We start from the raw sequence: 14,594 nt of genomic DNA on the forward strand, positions 1-14,594 counted from the left end.
AAGCGGTATGTCAGACGAATCATCTCTGACTGATAGATTGCTTTCGCGAGCAGGCTCGCTCCCACAGGGTTTTGTGTTCGGCTTGGGAGAAAGGATCAATGGAAATCGCGGCTCTGTACGCGAATGCCATTGAGCAGCGGGCTGAGGTCGCTCAGGCGGCCTGCAATCAAATGGCGCACTTCGCCCTCGCGCTCCCAGCGGCCATCGACCTTGAGCAATTGCGAACCGACCAGCACTTGCCGCTGACGCTCGGCCAGGTCGCGCCAGACCACCACGTTGACGTTGCCGAATTCGTCTTCCAGGGTCACGAAGGTCACGCCACTGGCGGTGCCCGGTCGTTGCCGTCCCGTCACCAGCCCGGCGACGCTCACCGGTCGGCCGTGTTCGACCTCAAGCAACTCCTGCGAACTGCGGCAGCGCCGGGCTTTGAGTTCGCCACGCAACAGCGCCAGCGGATGCGGCCCCAACGTGGTGCCGATGGTGCTGTAATCGGCATGCAGATCCTCGCCAACGCTGGGTTTGGGCAGCACCACCTCGGCCTCCTCCTGACTTGGCAACCCGGCAAACAGGCCCAGCTGTTTCTGCACCCCGGCCACTTCCCAGCGCGCCCGATGCCGATGCCCGGCCAAACCACGCAACGCCCCGGAGTCGGCGAGTAACGCCTGCGCCCGACTGTCGAGCACCGCCCGCTCGCCCAGATCAGCGACATCGGCAAACGCCCCGCGCGCCCGCGCCGCTTCGATGCGTCGGGCATCGTCCTCGCGAAAGCCCTTGATCATCCGCAGGCCCATGCGAATCGCCGGTTGCGCCGCTGTGGTGGTTTCCAGACTGCAATCCCAATCACTGGCGCGCACGTCGACCGGGCGGATCTGCAACTGATGCCGGCGCGCATCCTGGAGAATCTGGTCCGGACTGTAGAAGCCCATCGGCCAGCTATTGATCAACGCGCAGGCGAACGCTGCCGGTTCGTGGCACTTGAGCCAGCAACTGGCGTAAGTCAGCAAGGCAAAACTGGCGGCGTGGGACTCGGGAAAACCGTAGCTGCCAAAGCCTTTGATCTGCTCGAAGATCTGCGCGGCGAACTCCGGCGTGTAGCCGTTCTTCTTCATGCCGGCGGCGAGGCGTTCCTTGTGCGGTTCCAGTCCGCCGTGGCGTTTCCACGCAGCCATGGAGCGGCGCAACTGATCGGCCTCCCCGGGACTGTAATCGGCAGCGACGATGGCGATCTGCATGACCTGTTCCTGAAACAGCGGCACGCCGAGGGTGCGTTTGAGCACCACTTCCAGCTCCGGTGACGGATAAGTCTCCTCTTCTTCCTTGTTCCGGCGGCGCAGATACGGATGGACCATCCCGCCCTGAATCGGCCCCGGGCGGACAATGGCCACCTCAATCACCAGATCATAGAACTTCGCCGGTTTCAGCCGTGGCAGCATCGACATCTGCGCCCGCGACTCGATCTGGAACACACCGATGGTGTCGGCGCGGCTGATCATCTCGTAGGTCGGTTTGTCTTCGGCCGGGATAGTCGCCAGGCTGAGATCCTGATTGCGATGGCGGCGCAGCAAGTCGAAACAGCGGCGAATTGCGCTGAGCATGCCGAGGGCGAGGATATCCACCTTGAGCAGGCCGACCGCATCGAGGTCGTCCTTGTCCCACTGGATGATCGTGCGCTCGGCCATCGCCGCGTTCTCGACCGGCACCAGCGTGTCCAGCGGCTGCTCGGAAATCACGAAGCCGCCGGGGTGCTGTGACAGGTGCCGGGGGAAGCCGATCAACTGCCCGGTCAGGCTCAACACCCGACGCAGCACCGGGCTTTCCGGGTCGAAGCCGCCTTCGAGCAAACGCGCGACCGGCGGCGTTTCATCGCTCCAGTGGCCGCAGCAATCGGCCAGTGCATTGATCTGATCCGGCGGCAGGCCCAAGGCCTTGGCCACATCACGTACTGCGCCGGCAGCATGGTAGGTGCTGACCACCGCCGTCAGCGCCGCACGACCACGGCCATAACGGCGAAACACGTATTGCAGGACTTCTTCGCGGCGTTCGTGCTCGAAGTCGACGTCGATGTCCGGCGGTTCATTGCGCTCCTTGGACATGAAGCGTTCGAACAGCAGCGTGGTGCGGTCCGGGTCGATCTCGGTGATGCCCAAGGCAAAGCACACCGCCGAGTTGGCTGCCGAGCCACGGCCCTGACAGAGGATTTTTTGCTCACGGGCAAAACGCACCACGTCGTGTACGGTGAGGAAGTAGCTTTCATAGCCGAGTTCGGCGATCAGCTTCAGCTCCTTGTTGATCTGTCTCAGCACCTTGAAGGGCGCGCCCTTCTTCCAACGCCAGGCGATGCCTTCCTTGGTCAGTTGCCTTAGCCAGGAACTGGCGCTGTGCCCCTCGGGGACCAGCTCCTTGGGATATTGATAACGCAACTCGCCCAGATCGAAGGTGCAACGCCGGGCCAGCTTCACCGACTCGTCGAGCAAGGCCTGCGGATACAACTCGCGCAACACCTCGACGCTGCGCAAATGTCGCTCGCCATTGGGGTGCAAACGCAACCCCGCCTCAGCCACCGGTACGTGATGACGGATCGCCGTCATGGTGTCCTGCAAGGCGCGTCGGCCACGGGCGTGCATATGCACATCGCCACTGGCCACGGCCGGAATCTGCAACTCGGCGGCCAGACTCAATAACTCCGCCAGCCGCTGCTGATCGTCCTGGCCACGATGCAATTGCACCGCCAGCCACAGGCGTTGGCCGAAGGTCTGCTGCAACCAACGGCCCTCTTCCACCTGATCAAGCGAGTCCGGCACCCACAACACCAGCAATCCCGGCAGCGCTTCGTTGAAGTCCTCGCGCAACACCTGATACTGGCCTTTTTGCGTGCGCCGTCGTGCACGAGTGATCAAGCCGCACAGTGCCTGATAGCCCGCGAGGTTCTCCACCAGCAGCACCAGTTTCGGGCCGTTTTCAATGCGCACTTCACTGCCGATGATCAGCGGCAGCTCAACCGATTTCGCCGCTTGCCAGGCGCGAACGATCCCGGCCAGCGTGCATTCATCGGTGATCGCCAGCGCCTGATAGCCGTGCTTTTTTGCGCGCTGAAACAGTTCCAGCGCACTGGACGCACCGCGCTGGAAACTGAAGTTCGACAGGCAGTGCAGTTCGGCATAACCGTCATTCATGCAAACCAGCCCTGCAGCCACAACGGACCGCCCTCGCCCACCGCGCGATAAGCCCAGCCCTGTTGGCCGGCGCGGTTCTGGATCAGGTAATAATCGCGGCGCACATCGTCACCGTCCCACCAGCCGGATTCGATACGTTCCGGACCCATGAGAATCCGCGCCGAACCTTCTGCCACACTTTGCGGCTCGCCGAGCAACCAGCCCGGACGGTGCACGCTCGGCAAGCCTGCGCAGCGTTGTTTGTCGACACCGTGCTGCCATGCGCACTCGGGGCGATGATCGGCCTGAAAACGCAGCCCCTGCACGGCGTCATCGCCCAAGCGTGCACGCAGGCGTTCGCGCAACTGCTCCCACGGCAAGGTCTGTTGCGGGCGGTCGTCGAACAGTTCCTGAAACTGCGGCACGAAGCTCGGCAGGTCCTCGGCGCGCAGGCGAAAGCCACGCACGGGCGCCTCGACCTGTACTTGCTCCAGCCGCCCGCGCGCCAGTTCGAAAAGCATCGCCGGATCACGTTCAGCACTGAGCAGACCAACCTTGATCACGCTGTCCGGCAGCCCGGCGTGTTCCAGATGCAGGTCGAAACGCTGCACGCCGCTGTCACGCCCGCAGAGGAACGCCGACAGGTCACCGGTCAAACGCCGTAACGGGAACAGCAGCGCCTGATGCGACTGCACGTCAAAGTTGAGTTCGATGCGCACATCGAAACGATCCGGCGGCAAGTAAAATTCCAGCGCCAAGGGTCGCGCACCGAACAAGGTGTCGAGGTGTTTGAGCATCTGCGCTTCGAAGCGCCGCGCCAGCGCCTGACGCGGCAGGCTCTGCACCTGATTCAGATTGCGCAGGCCCATGCGCGACAACGCCGTGGCCACGCTCGGCTCCAGGCCGACGCGGTCGACGGGTAACTGGCCGAGGTGGTGCTGCAAGGCTTCGCCGTCCGGCACCACCAAGCCGTCGTAAGCATTGGCCAGCACCCGCGCCGCCACCGGATTCGGTGCGGCGACGATGCGATGACGGAAACCCAGATCGGTCAGTTCCTGGCGCAGTCGTGCTTCGAACTGCGCCCAGGAGCCGAACAGACCCAGGCTCGATTCGATCTCGAACACCACGGTGCGCGGATAGTGCACGCTGACCTGCGCGCTGAAACGGTAGGCCCACGCGGCGAGAAATTGCTGCCAGTGCTCGACCTCGGCCGCCTCGTAATCCGCCGTGGCAAACCCTTTGCTCATCGCTTGGGCGGCGGTCATCGACTGGCCGGCGCGCAACCCGAGCTTGCGCGCCGCCGGGTTGACCGCTTGCAACACCCGGCGCTGGGCCGGGCCGTTGAGCAGCACTAATGGCTCATCGGGATCGGGACGCTGACGCAGCACGGCGTCGAGGGCCAATTGCGGAAACAGAATACACACCCAGCGCATGGCGACCTCAGTGACCCACGGCAAAGGCAATCGGTGCCGCACGCGCCAAACCGCCACGGCACTTGAGCACGCGCAACTGCGCGGGTTTGGCATCAATGGCAATGCGCAACGCCGCCGGTGACGGGTTGATCGCTTCGCTCAACGACCGCCAGGCAAACGCCAGGGTCTGGCCGGTTTCCGCCGCCACCTGCAAACGGCGCAATGCGCGGTCATCGGCCTTGTGCGGCCAGCACAGCACCGCGCCGCAACTGCCCGAACGCAAACACTGTTCCGCCGCCCACAAGGCATCGCGTTCACTGGCCTGGATCACCGACAACTGACGCAGATCGACCCCGGCGTTCTCCCACGCCTGCGGGTACGGCACGAACGGCGGCGCCACCAGCACGATGCGCTCGCCCGCCGCCGACAACCGCGCCAGCGTCGGCCAGACCAGTTGCAGTTCGCCGACACCGGGACCGGCCAGAAGAATTTCGCTCAACGCCGCTTCCGGCCAGCCACCGCTGGGCAGTGCCGCGTCCAGCGCCGCATGCCCGGTCGGTTGCGGGCTGGCAGCGGGTGGCGCAGGCCGGCCCTTCCAGACCTGGCCGCCATTGAACAGCGTATCCAACGCAACGACGGCGCCCATCAGCCTTGCCTCACCAGACCACAGAACACCCCTTCGATGGCCAGGTCCTGAGTGTCGCGCACGACAATCGGCTGATACGCCGGGTTGCGTGGCAACAGCCGTACTTCATCGCCGAGCCGTTCGAAGCGTTTGATGGTGACCTCGCCGTCGAGCCGTGCCACGACGATCTGGCCGTTGAGCGCTTCGGGATTGCGCTTCACGCCGACCAGATCGCCGTCGAGGATGCCGTCCTCGATCATCGAATCGCCCTGCACCCGCAGCATGTAGTCGGGTGTGCGGGAGAACAGCGCCGGGTCGAGCATCAAACGGCTATGGATGTCGGCATCGGCGCCAATCGGCGCACCGGCAGCGACGCGGCCGAGCACGGGGATGTCGAGCAGTTCCGGACGCGGCGGCTGCCCGAGCAAGCGAATGCCGCGAGCCTGATGCGGATTGACCTCGATAAAACCGGCTTCGGTGAGCGCGAGCACGTGCTTGCGCGCCACGCTGCGCGAGGCAAAACCAAAAGCCTCGCTGATTTCAGCGAGGCTTGGGGGCTGACCGTGTTCGGCGATTCGATCGCGGATAAACGTCAGGATGGCAGTACGGCGGGGAGTCAGATTGGTCATGGAGTACATTTGTACTCCTGTAGGATTTTCCTGACAAGCGCCACAGGTCGGCCCACCCTACGTTGATCGTTCCCACGCGCAATGATCGTTCCCACGCTCCGCGTGGGAACGCCTCTAGGGACGCTCTGCGTCCAGTGACGCGGAGCGTCACGGGCTGCATTCCCACGCCGGAGCGTGGGAACGATCAGTGCGTGGGTGTTAGCCAAGGCCGCGTTCGGCGAGGAATTCGGCGATGTAATCGATGAAGGCGACGACCTTCGCCGTGGCCCGCCGATGGCTCGGGTACACCGCAAGAATGTGCGGGCCAAAAGTGTCCGGATCGATCTCGTAATCCGCCATGACCCGCACCAGCCGCCCGTCGGCAATGTACGGCGCGGCGCTCCACAGCGGCGTGTGCAGCAAACCGCGCCCGGCCAGGGCACTGGCCAGCAACAAATCGTAATTATCACTGCGCAACAGCGGATTCGCCGGCTGCGCGAGGCTCAAACGCTGCCCGTCGCGCTCGGCCCACCAGAATTCGCGGCTGAGCAGCGGATGCTGATAAAGCAGCCATTCATGTTGTTCGAGGGTTTGCGGATTCACCGGCAAATCCTTGCGCGCCAGGTACTCCGGGCTGCCGCACAACGCCAGACGATTGCTGCCGACCACCCGCGCAATCAACCCCGGCAAATCATCGTGGCCCTCACGTAGCGCCAGGTCGTAGCCGCTTTCCAGCAGATTGACGAAGGCATCGCACAGGTCCACTTGCAGGCTGATCTGCGGGTATTGCTGCAAAAAGCCGTCACACACCTCATCGAGAAACGCCCGCCCATACGCCAGCGGCGCAGTGATTTTCAGGTTGCCGCGCAAGCCGTGCTGCAACTGCTCGATTTCCTCGCCGGCCTCGTCCAGCCGCTGCAACACCAGCCGCGCGGTTTCCAGGTACACACGGCCGATTTCGGTGAGCAGAATCCGCCGAGTGCTGCGCTCGAACAGCCGTGCGCCGAGCTCCGATTCCAGGTGATTGACCGCTTTGGTCAGCGCCGACGGGGTCTTGCCCAACTGCTCGGCGGCGCGGCTGAAACTGCCGAGCTGCGCGGTGACCACGAACATTTTCAATGCACCCAACTTGTCCATGCTTTTTCCATTCAGGCAAAAACGTTTTTCGTGAGGCAGGCGTTCTGTCAGCCGTTGCCAGCCACTAATCTCGCCATCAGACGCAATAACAAGGAAATCTTCAATGAAAAGATTCATCCCGAGTCTGCTGGTAGCCGCTGTAAGTTTTGCCTCGATGGAAGCCATCGCCGCACCTGATCTGATCCTGCTCAACGGCAAGATTTTCACTGCCGACCGCGCGCAACCCAAGGTGCAGGCCCTGGCCGTGGAAAACGGCAAAGTGCTGAAGGTCGGCACCGACGCGCAGATCAAAGCCTTGATCGAACCCGGCACCCAAGTCATCGACCTCAAGGGCAAAGCGCTCATGCCCGGGCTGATCGACAGCCATTCCCACGCGATTTTCGGCGGTCTGGAAATGGTCTCGGCGAACATGGAAGACGAAGTCGTCGGCCTCGACGAACTGCAAAAACGCCTGCGCGACTGGCGTGCAGACGGCAAGGCCAAACATGGCGACGTGCTGAGCATTGCCGGGATGAGTTCGGTTTATTGGGCGCAAGCCGAGGCCTTGGGCAAAACCTTCAACAGCGGCGAATGGGCCAGCGTGCCAGTGGTGTTTATCGGCAGCGACCACCACACGGCGTGGGCCAACAACGTCATGCTCAAACGCGCCGGGATCGACGCAGCGCTGCTGAAAACCCTGCCCGACGCGGAAAAGGACACCATCGGCAAACTGGCCAACGGTGAGCCCAATGGATTTGTGGTCGACGCCGGTTGGGATCGGGTCGCCTCGAAAATGCCAGTGCCGAGCCCCGCCGACATGTTGAATGCGGCGAAATCAGCGGTGCGCTACAACAACAGCCTCGGCATCACCGCGTGGATGGATCCGGCCGCCAACGCCGCCCCGGGCGAAGCGGTGTTCGCCCTCAAACCCACCGAGAAAACCGTCGGCGTGCTGCCGGCCTATAAAGCCCTGTCGGAAAGCGGCGACATGAGCGTGCACGTCGCGGCGCTGCTGGTAGCCAACCCGAAAAGCGTGCCCGCCGACCTCGATACGCTGGACAAGGTGCGCCAGCAATTTCAGGGCATTCCCAACCTGACCCTGCCCGGGATCAAGATCTTCGCCGACGGCGTGATTGAATTCCCGGCACAAAGCGCGGCGATGATCGACCCCTACAGCAACTCGCACAAACAGGGCGAATTGCTGATCGATCCGCAGCATTTCGGCGAACTGGTCAGCGCCATCGACCAGCGCGGCTGGCTGGTGCACATCCACGCGATCGGCGACCGTGCCGTGCGTGAGTCGCTGAACGGTATCGCCCAGGCGCGCAAGGATCGGCAGAGCGGCGTGACGCACTCGATCACCCACTTGCAAATGGTCAATCCGAAAGAGTTCGCCCGTTTCAAACCGCTCAACGTGATCGCCTCGATGCAACTGCTGTGGGCCAGCGCCGACGACTACACCACTGACATGATCAAGCCCTACGTCAGCGCCCTCGCCTTTCGCTATCAGTACCCGGCGCACTCGCTGCTGAAACAGGGCGCGACGATTGCCGGCGCGAGTGACTGGCCGGTGTCGACGCCAAATCCGTTCAATGCCATGGCCCAGGCGATTACTCGGGTCGGCCCGTTGGGCGTACTCAATGCCGATGAGCGTCTGGACCGCGACACGATGTTCTATGCCTACACGGTCAACGCCGCACGGACGATTGGCCTGGAGAAACAGATCGGCTCGCTGACGCCGGGTAAGCAGGCGGACTTTATCGTGCTCGATCGCGATGTGTTCAGCGTCGACAACAAAGCCCTGCATGACACCCAGGTCCTGCAAACCTGGTTCGGCGGCCGTCAGGTCTATACCGCCGAAAAATAACAACACTGATCTCCCCTGTAGGAGCTGCCGCAGGCTGCGATCTTTTTGACTTTGATTTTAAAAAACCAAGATCAAAAGATCGCAGCCTGCGGCAGCTCCTACAGGTTTACTTCCTGCCCCCATAAAAATCACAACATCGGGACTTCACATGAAAGCCTTGCCCCTGTTCGCCCTGAGTTTTTTCAGTCTGCTGCCTTTGAGCAGCCAAGCGCTCCCCTTGAACGATGACTTTGCGCTGGAGGTAGACCTGACCCTCGCCAGCGACTACCGCACGCGGGGCATCTCGCAAACGCAAAACGACCCTGCCGTGCAGGCCGGTCTGACCCTCGCGCACAGCAGCGGTCTGTACCTTGGCGCGTGGAGCTCCAACGTCGATTTCGGCGGTGGCCTGAAAACCCGCCAGGAAGTCGATTACTACGGCGGTTGGCTGTGGCAGGCGACCGAGGCTGTCAGCCTCGACCTAGGCTACATCAAGTACGCCTACCCCAAGGAAAGCCAGTTCAACCAGAGCGAGGTTTACGGGATTCTCGGGGTTTACGGGGTGAAACTGGCGGCGTATTACTCCAGCGATGCGCCGGGGATCGATAGCAAACAGAGTTCGCTGTACACCTACATCGGTTATGAAACCGAGTTGCCGTACGACTCAGGATTGAAGTTGCGCTACGGCAATATGGATTTCAAGGACCCGCATTTGTACTCGGCGTCGGGCAGCGCCGAGGACTCTTATCGCGAATGGGAAATCAAACTCACCCACAACCTGGCCGGCGTGGTGTTGGGCCTGAGCTACATCGACACCGATCTCTCACAAACCCAATGCCTGAGCAATTGGGGCTTCAAGGATGTGTGCACGGCAACCGTCGTCGCCAGCGTCAGCAAATCCTTCTGACCCCCACAATCCCACTGTAGGAGCTGCCGCAGGCTGCGATCTTTTGATGTTGTTTTTAAGGGGCAAGATCAAAAGATCGCAGCCTTCGGCAGCTCCTACAGGGATGGCGTGCAGACTTGTTACAGGATGTTTACGAATTTTTTACTAATGTTCTTCTACAGTTACACGCGCAACCGCGTGGTTTTCTATTCAAGTAGAGGAATGTTTGACATGGCTTTGGGCAACGGACTGCGTTTACCGTCCATCACTCCTACCCGACTGGTGCTGCTGTTTTCCCTGGCGCTGGTGGCGTTGTACAACCTGGCGACCTGGAAGGCGCTGGGCACACTGATCACCCTGCAAGGCGTGCACAAACTGGCGTTTTTCGCCTCGTTCGGGCTGTTTTTGTGGGCCGCGATCACTCTGCTGCTGACCTTGGTGTCGTTCCGCTGGACACTGAAACCGGTGCTCACCGTGGTCGCCCTGCTCTCGGCCTGCGCCGCGTATTTCATGAACGAATACGGCATCACCATCGACACGGTGATGATCCAGAATGTCTTCGAAACCAACCCCGCCGAAGCCACCGCGCTGTTCAACGGCAAGCTGCTGGCTTACCTGCTGTTGCTCGGCGTACTGCCGGCGGCGTTGATCTGGCGTTGGCCGGTCAGTTATCGGCCGTTCTTTCGCGGTCTGCTCACCAAGGTGCTGGTGATCATCGCCTGTGTGCTGGTGATCGCCGCGTCAGTGGGCACCTTCTATTCGACCTACGCGCCGATCTTCCGCGAAGAAGACAAGCTCACTCACTTCATCAACCCGACCAACTACATCTACGCGATCAGCAAGTACACCAAGCAACGCCTGGGCATCAAAAAGCACTTCGTGGTGCAGGCCATCGGCGAAGACGCAGTGATGAGCGCCAAGGCGGCCAGCCGCGAGAAGAAATCGCTGATGGTGTTTGTGGTCGGCGAAACCGCCCGCGCCGACCACTTTTCGCTGAACGGCTATGAACGCGAGACCAATCCCGAACTGAGCAAACTCGACATTCTCAATTTCACCCAGGTGCACTCTTGCGGCACATCGACGGCGGTGTCGGTGCCGTGCATGTTCTCGATGTTCCCGCGTGAGGATTACAGCGACAAGAAAGGCAAAACCTACGAAGGCCTGCTCGACATTCTCCAGCGCGCCGGCGTGCAAGTGCTGTGGCTGGACAACAACAGCGACTGCAAAGGCACCTGTCTGCGCGTGCCGCATCGCGATATTTCGAAGAACCAGCCGGGGCCATTCTGCGACGGCAACAACTGCCTCGACGAAGCCCTGCTGGCGGATCTGCAAAGCTACATCGACAGCCTCAAGGGCCACGCGATCATTGTCCTGCATGCGGACGGCAGCCACGGCCCCGAGTACTACGAGCGCTATCCGAAAGACATGGAGCGCTTCAAACCGATCTGCCACACCAATCAACTGGGCAGTTGCAGCCGCGATGAACTGGTGAATGTCTACGACAACACCATCCTCTACACCGACCATTTCCTCGCCAAGGTCATCGAATTGCTCAAGCGCAATCAGGACTCGCTGGACACCTCGATGGTGTACGTCTCCGACCACGGCGAATCATTGGGCGAAAACGGCTTGTACCTGCATGCGGCGCCGTATGCCCTGGCACCGGAAGCGCAGACCCATGTACCGATGGTGATGTGGTTCGGCAATGGCACGCTCGCCAGTGAGGGGATTGATCGCGGCTGCCTGCAAGGCAAGACCGGGCAGACGGATCTGAGCCACGACAACCTGTTTCACTCGGTGCTGGGGTTGTTTGAGGTGAAGACCTCGCTGTATCAGCCGGGGCTGGATATTTTCCATGGGTGCCGGCCTTCAATGACGGCCACGAATTAACCAAACACTGAAGATCCCTGTGGGAGCTGGCTTGCCAGCGATAAGGCCGGCACATCCGGCATCTGTGTTGACTGACAAGCCGCCATCGCTGGCAAGCCAGCTCCCACAGGGTAAACGGTGCTCTCAGGGGGTGAGATTTGCCAGATAGGCCCACGGGTAAATGCCGCGCTGGTGGCCGTCGCTGAACACCAGTTGCACGCCGTAGCCCTGCGGGTTGAGTTCGATCAGCCGTACGCGTTCATCGACCATGGGTGTCAGGCCTTTCAGGCGAAACGCGCGGCATTGCGAGCACGGGCACTGGCGGCGCAATTCGGCGTGGTTGAGCTGTTGTTCGCGGCCGTCCGGCCAGCTCAAGCGTAAGGTGCCTTCGTTTTGCGAATTCCCCACCGATAGCGGACTCATTGCAACTGACTCAAGGCGATGCGCACGGCTTTGCGCACTTCCGGGTCGCCGTCGTCCTGCGTGGCCTGCAACGCGGCCACGGCACTGCGATCATTCAACTCGCCCAAGGCCAGCGCGGCTTCCTTGCGCAGGTTGCTGATGCGATGACCGAGGGTGTCGATCAGGGCGTCCAGCGCCGGGGCAAATTGCAAACGGCCGAGACTGCGGGTGGCGCGCAGGCGCACTTGCCAGTAATCGTCGCTCAAGGCTTCGACCAGCGCAGGGCCGGCGTCGCGGTGGCCGACTTTGCCCAACGTCGTTGCGGCTTCTTCGCGCACTTGCCAGGCGTTGTCCTGTAAAGCCTGGCGCAGGGCCGGGAGGACTTCGGTGCCGGAGGCCAGGCCCAAAGCCCCAGTGGCGGCGCGGCGGACCTCGGTGTCCGGATCGTCGCTGGCCAATCGCGCCAAAGCAGGCAGCGCGTCGAGCTGCTTGAGCCAGCCGAGCACGCCGACGGCTTCACGGCGGACATTGGCGTCGGCATCGTTCAGCGCAGAGACAGCAGCAGGCGCAGCATCGGCGAAACGCAGTTCACGCAAGGCACGGAACGCGGCGATGCGCACGCTGACGTCGGCGTGATCGGTCCACGGCAGAATCACCCGCCCAGCCGCTTCAGTCTTGAGCAGACTCAGGCTTTGTGCGGCGGCAGATTGCACGGCGGGCGCCGGATCAGTCAGCGCCTCGCACAAGGCCTGCACGACCTCTGAATCTTCCCAGGCCTCCAGCAAACGCGCGGCTTCAGCGCGGACGTCTTCAGCAGGATCCTGGCCGAGGCGATCAACCAGCCAGAGCAAGCCATCCGGCTCCTCCAGATCCGCCAGATCGATCAGCGCAATGCGTCGCACGCCGGCGTCTTCGGCAGTCAGGCGCGGTTGCAGATCGAGAATGTCTTGGTTATCGGTCACAGCAAAAATAGGGGTCATAGGGCAAATCGCGGCAAAGGGTTTTCAGGAGGCAGGCCGAGCGGATTGAGGCGCGGCAGCGGTCGGTTATCGTCGTGGCGCAGCAGGTCGAGGCAGTGGCGTTTGAGGCGCGAGAATTCAGGACTGGTGACCAGTTCGCTGGTGCGTGGCCGGGCGAAATCCAGACGCAAGTCTTCGATGACTCGCCCCGGTCGCGCGCTCATCACCAGCAAGCGGTCGGCGAGGAACAACGCCTCGTCGATGTCGTGAGTGACGAACACCACCGTGGTGCGGATGCGCGTCCAGATGTCCAGCAGCAGCTCTTGCATGTTCAAACGGGTGAGTGCATCCAGCGCGCCGAACGGCTCGTCCATCAGCAACAGGCGCGGGCGATTGACCAGCACACGGGCGATCTCGACGCGTTGCTGCATACCGCCGGAAAGCTGATCGGGCCAGCGCTCGGCAAAGCCTTCGAGGCCGACCAGCTTGAGGATGTCATCGGCGGCGCGGTGGCGCTCAGCCTTGCCGATGCCGCGCATCTTCAGGCCGAAGGCGACGTTGTCACGCACCGTGCGCCACGGAAACAGCGTGTGGTGCTGGAACACCATGCCACGTTGCGGCGACGGACCGGATACCGCCGCGCCATCGACTTCAAGGCTGCCGGTGTGAGCACTCAGATGCCCGGCCAGAGCGCCGAGCAGGGTCGACTTGCCGCAACCGGACGGGCCGAGAATGCAGACGAACTGGCCCGGTTCAATCTGGCAATCGAGCTCGCGCACGGCCTCGAACGCTTCACGCCCTGCGCCGAGGACGATGGACAATTGGCGGATGTCGATCCGCCCTTCCGGGGTTTGCATCACGCTCATCAGGCTTTTCCTCGCGGTCGATGCCAAGGCGTGAACAACCCGCCCAGTCGTTTGATCAGCAGACTGCTGCCCATGCCCAGCACGCCGATCAGCAACATGCCGACGACGATGTCGGCGTAGTTCTGGATCGTGTAGGACTCCCAGGTGTAGTAACCGATGCCGAACTGGCCGGAGATCATTTCCGCTGTCACCAGGCAGAACCAAGACGTGCCCATGCCGATCGCCAGGCCGGTGATGATGCTCGGTGCTGCGCCGGGCAAAATCACTTCCAGCAGGATCGCCCGGCGCCCTGCCCCGAGGCTTTTCGCCGAGGCGATCAGGCGTGGGTCGACGCCTTCGACGCCGTGCACGGTGTTGAGCAGGATTGGGAACAGCGCGCCGGTGAAGGTGATGAAAACCATCGACAGTTCGGAGGATGGGAACATCAGGATTGCCAGCGGGATCCATGCGACGGCGGGGATCGGGCGCAGGACTTCCAGCGGTGGCAGCAGCAGGTCTTCGGCCCATTTCGAGCGGCCGATGGCTAGACCGAGGGCGATGCCGATGATTAGTGCCGCGAGGTAGCCGGCGAAGACGCGGCTGAGGCTGGCGGTCAGGTGTTGCAGGAGCTTGCCTGAGTCGCCGAGGCCCAGCGCTGCTTCGATGACGGCCAAGGGTGTTGGCACGTTGGCGAAGGTGACGAGGCCGAGGTTCCAGTGGTGACTGGCGGCGAGTTGCCAGAACAGCAGGCAGAGCAGCAAGGATGAGGCTCTTGATGTCCAGCGGATGGGTGTTTTCATGGGGCGGGTTTCCAGTTCTGGATCTGTGTTGTGGCTGAGATTTACCCCCCTCACCCCAGCCCTCTCCCCCCAAG

Annotated in this window: 12 protein-coding genes; 3 read left to right on the forward strand and 9 right to left on the reverse strand. The window is 62.3% G+C overall.

All coding sequences use genetic code 11. The features are described 5' to 3' along the window. Positions 1–95: 95 nt before the first annotated feature. The 5 genes from RMV17_RS16950 to RMV17_RS16970 all read right to left on the reverse strand — a co-directional run bounded on the left by RMV17_RS16950 (position 96) and on the right by RMV17_RS16970 (position 6,934). On the reverse strand, positions 96–3,194 hold the full coding sequence (locus RMV17_RS16950) for an error-prone DNA polymerase (RefSeq protein ID WP_311881332.1): 3,099 nt from the start codon (positions 3,192–3,194) through the stop codon (positions 96–98). Further along, on the reverse strand, positions 3,170–4,585 hold the full coding sequence (locus tag RMV17_RS16955) for a DNA polymerase Y family protein (RefSeq protein WP_311881333.1): 1,416 nt from the start codon (positions 4,583–4,585) through the stop codon (positions 3,170–3,172). The genes RMV17_RS16950 and RMV17_RS16955 overlap by 25 nt, the downstream gene beginning before the upstream one ends. A 7-nt stretch (positions 4,586–4,592) precedes the next feature. Then, on the reverse strand, positions 4,593–5,210 hold the full coding sequence (imuA, locus tag RMV17_RS16960) for a translesion DNA synthesis-associated protein ImuA (RefSeq protein WP_034155668.1): 618 nt from the start codon (positions 5,208–5,210) through the stop codon (positions 4,593–4,595). Continuing rightward, on the reverse strand, positions 5,210–5,827 hold the full coding sequence (lexA, locus tag RMV17_RS16965; protein WP_034155667.1) for a transcriptional repressor LexA: 618 nt from the start codon (positions 5,825–5,827) through the stop codon (positions 5,210–5,212). The genes imuA and lexA overlap by 1 nt, the downstream gene beginning before the upstream one ends. Positions 5,828–6,016: 189 nt before the next feature. Then, on the reverse strand, positions 6,017–6,934 hold the full coding sequence (locus RMV17_RS16970; protein ID WP_311881335.1) for a LysR family transcriptional regulator: 918 nt from the start codon (positions 6,932–6,934) through the stop codon (positions 6,017–6,019). A gap of 103 nt (positions 6,935–7,037) precedes the next feature. Between RMV17_RS16970 and RMV17_RS16975 the strand changes: the two genes are divergently transcribed. The 3 genes from RMV17_RS16975 (at position 7,038) to RMV17_RS16985 (ending at position 11,535) form a co-directional block, all read left to right on the forward strand. Next, positions 7,038–8,780: an amidohydrolase gene (locus tag RMV17_RS16975; protein WP_311881336.1), complete on the forward strand. Its 1,743-nt coding sequence runs from the start codon at positions 7,038–7,040 to the stop codon at positions 8,778–8,780. Between the two features lie 148 nt (positions 8,781–8,928). Then, the gene (locus RMV17_RS16980; RefSeq protein WP_311881337.1) at positions 8,929–9,666 is read left to right on the forward strand and encodes a TorF family putative porin; all 738 of its coding nucleotides are present in this window, start codon (positions 8,929–8,931) and stop codon (positions 9,664–9,666) included. 210 nt (positions 9,667–9,876) lie between these two features. Next, a complete protein-coding gene (locus RMV17_RS16985; RefSeq protein ID WP_311881338.1) occupies positions 9,877–11,535 on the forward strand; it encodes a phosphoethanolamine--lipid A transferase in 1,659 nt (552 codons plus the stop codon). Between the two features lie 123 nt (positions 11,536–11,658). Here the strand turns inward: RMV17_RS16985 and RMV17_RS16990 are convergent, their stop codons facing one another. Genes RMV17_RS16990 through RMV17_RS17005 form a run of 4 tightly spaced genes read right to left on the reverse strand, consistent with a single transcriptional unit; the run spans position 11,659 to position 14,520 of the window. Further along, positions 11,659–11,937 (reverse strand): DUF971 domain-containing protein, encoded by a 279-nt coding sequence (locus tag RMV17_RS16990; RefSeq protein ID WP_311881339.1) that lies wholly within the window; start codon positions 11,935–11,937, stop codon positions 11,659–11,661. Then, positions 11,934–12,896, reverse strand: a complete 963-nt coding sequence (locus tag RMV17_RS16995; protein WP_311881340.1) for a HEAT repeat domain-containing protein — start codon at positions 12,894–12,896, stop codon at positions 11,934–11,936. The genes RMV17_RS16990 and RMV17_RS16995 overlap by 4 nt, the downstream gene beginning before the upstream one ends. Continuing rightward, positions 12,893–13,741, reverse strand: coding sequence for an ABC transporter ATP-binding protein (locus RMV17_RS17000; protein ID WP_311881341.1), 849 nt, complete (start codon positions 13,739–13,741; stop codon positions 12,893–12,895). Before RMV17_RS17000 ends, RMV17_RS16995 begins: the two co-directional genes overlap by 4 nt. Continuing rightward, on the reverse strand, positions 13,741–14,520 hold the full coding sequence (locus RMV17_RS17005) for an ABC transporter permease (protein WP_311881342.1): 780 nt from the start codon (positions 14,518–14,520) through the stop codon (positions 13,741–13,743). Before RMV17_RS17005 ends, RMV17_RS17000 begins: the two co-directional genes overlap by 1 nt. Positions 14,521–14,594: the final 74 nt, after the last annotated feature.

This window comes from Pseudomonas sp. VD-NE ins, assembly GCF_031882575.1.
Lineage (GTDB): Bacteria > Pseudomonadota > Gammaproteobacteria > Pseudomonadales > Pseudomonadaceae > Aquipseudomonas > Aquipseudomonas fluorescens_BZ.

Excerpts from the sequence above, each read along its gene's own strand:
- RMV17_RS16955 (WP_311881333.1), bottom strand. The coding sequence starts at position 4,585 with ATGCGCTGGGTGTGTATTCTGTTTCCGCAATTGGCCCTCGACGCCGTG.
- imuA (WP_034155668.1), bottom strand. The coding sequence starts at position 5,210 with ATGGGCGCCGTCGTTGCGTTGGATACGCTGTTCAATGGCGGCCAGGTC.
- lexA (WP_034155667.1), bottom strand. The coding sequence starts at position 5,827 with ATGTACTCCATGACCAATCTGACTCCCCGCCGTACTGCCATCCTGACG.
- RMV17_RS16970 (WP_311881335.1), bottom strand. The coding sequence starts at position 6,934 with ATGGACAAGTTGGGTGCATTGAAAATGTTCGTGGTCACCGCGCAGCTC.
- RMV17_RS16975 (WP_311881336.1), top strand. The coding sequence starts at position 7,038 with ATGAAAAGATTCATCCCGAGTCTGCTGGTAGCCGCTGTAAGTTTTGCC.
- RMV17_RS16980 (WP_311881337.1), top strand. The coding sequence starts at position 8,929 with ATGAAAGCCTTGCCCCTGTTCGCCCTGAGTTTTTTCAGTCTGCTGCCT.
- RMV17_RS16985 (WP_311881338.1), top strand. The coding sequence starts at position 9,877 with ATGGCTTTGGGCAACGGACTGCGTTTACCGTCCATCACTCCTACCCGA.
- RMV17_RS16990 (WP_311881339.1), bottom strand. The coding sequence starts at position 11,937 with ATGAGTCCGCTATCGGTGGGGAATTCGCAAAACGAAGGCACCTTACGC.
- RMV17_RS16995 (WP_311881340.1), bottom strand. The coding sequence starts at position 12,896 with ATGACCCCTATTTTTGCTGTGACCGATAACCAAGACATTCTCGATCTG.
- RMV17_RS17000 (WP_311881341.1), bottom strand. The coding sequence starts at position 13,741 with ATGAGCGTGATGCAAACCCCGGAAGGGCGGATCGACATCCGCCAATTG.
- RMV17_RS17005 (WP_311881342.1), bottom strand. The coding sequence starts at position 14,520 with ATGAAAACACCCATCCGCTGGACATCAAGAGCCTCATCCTTGCTGCTC.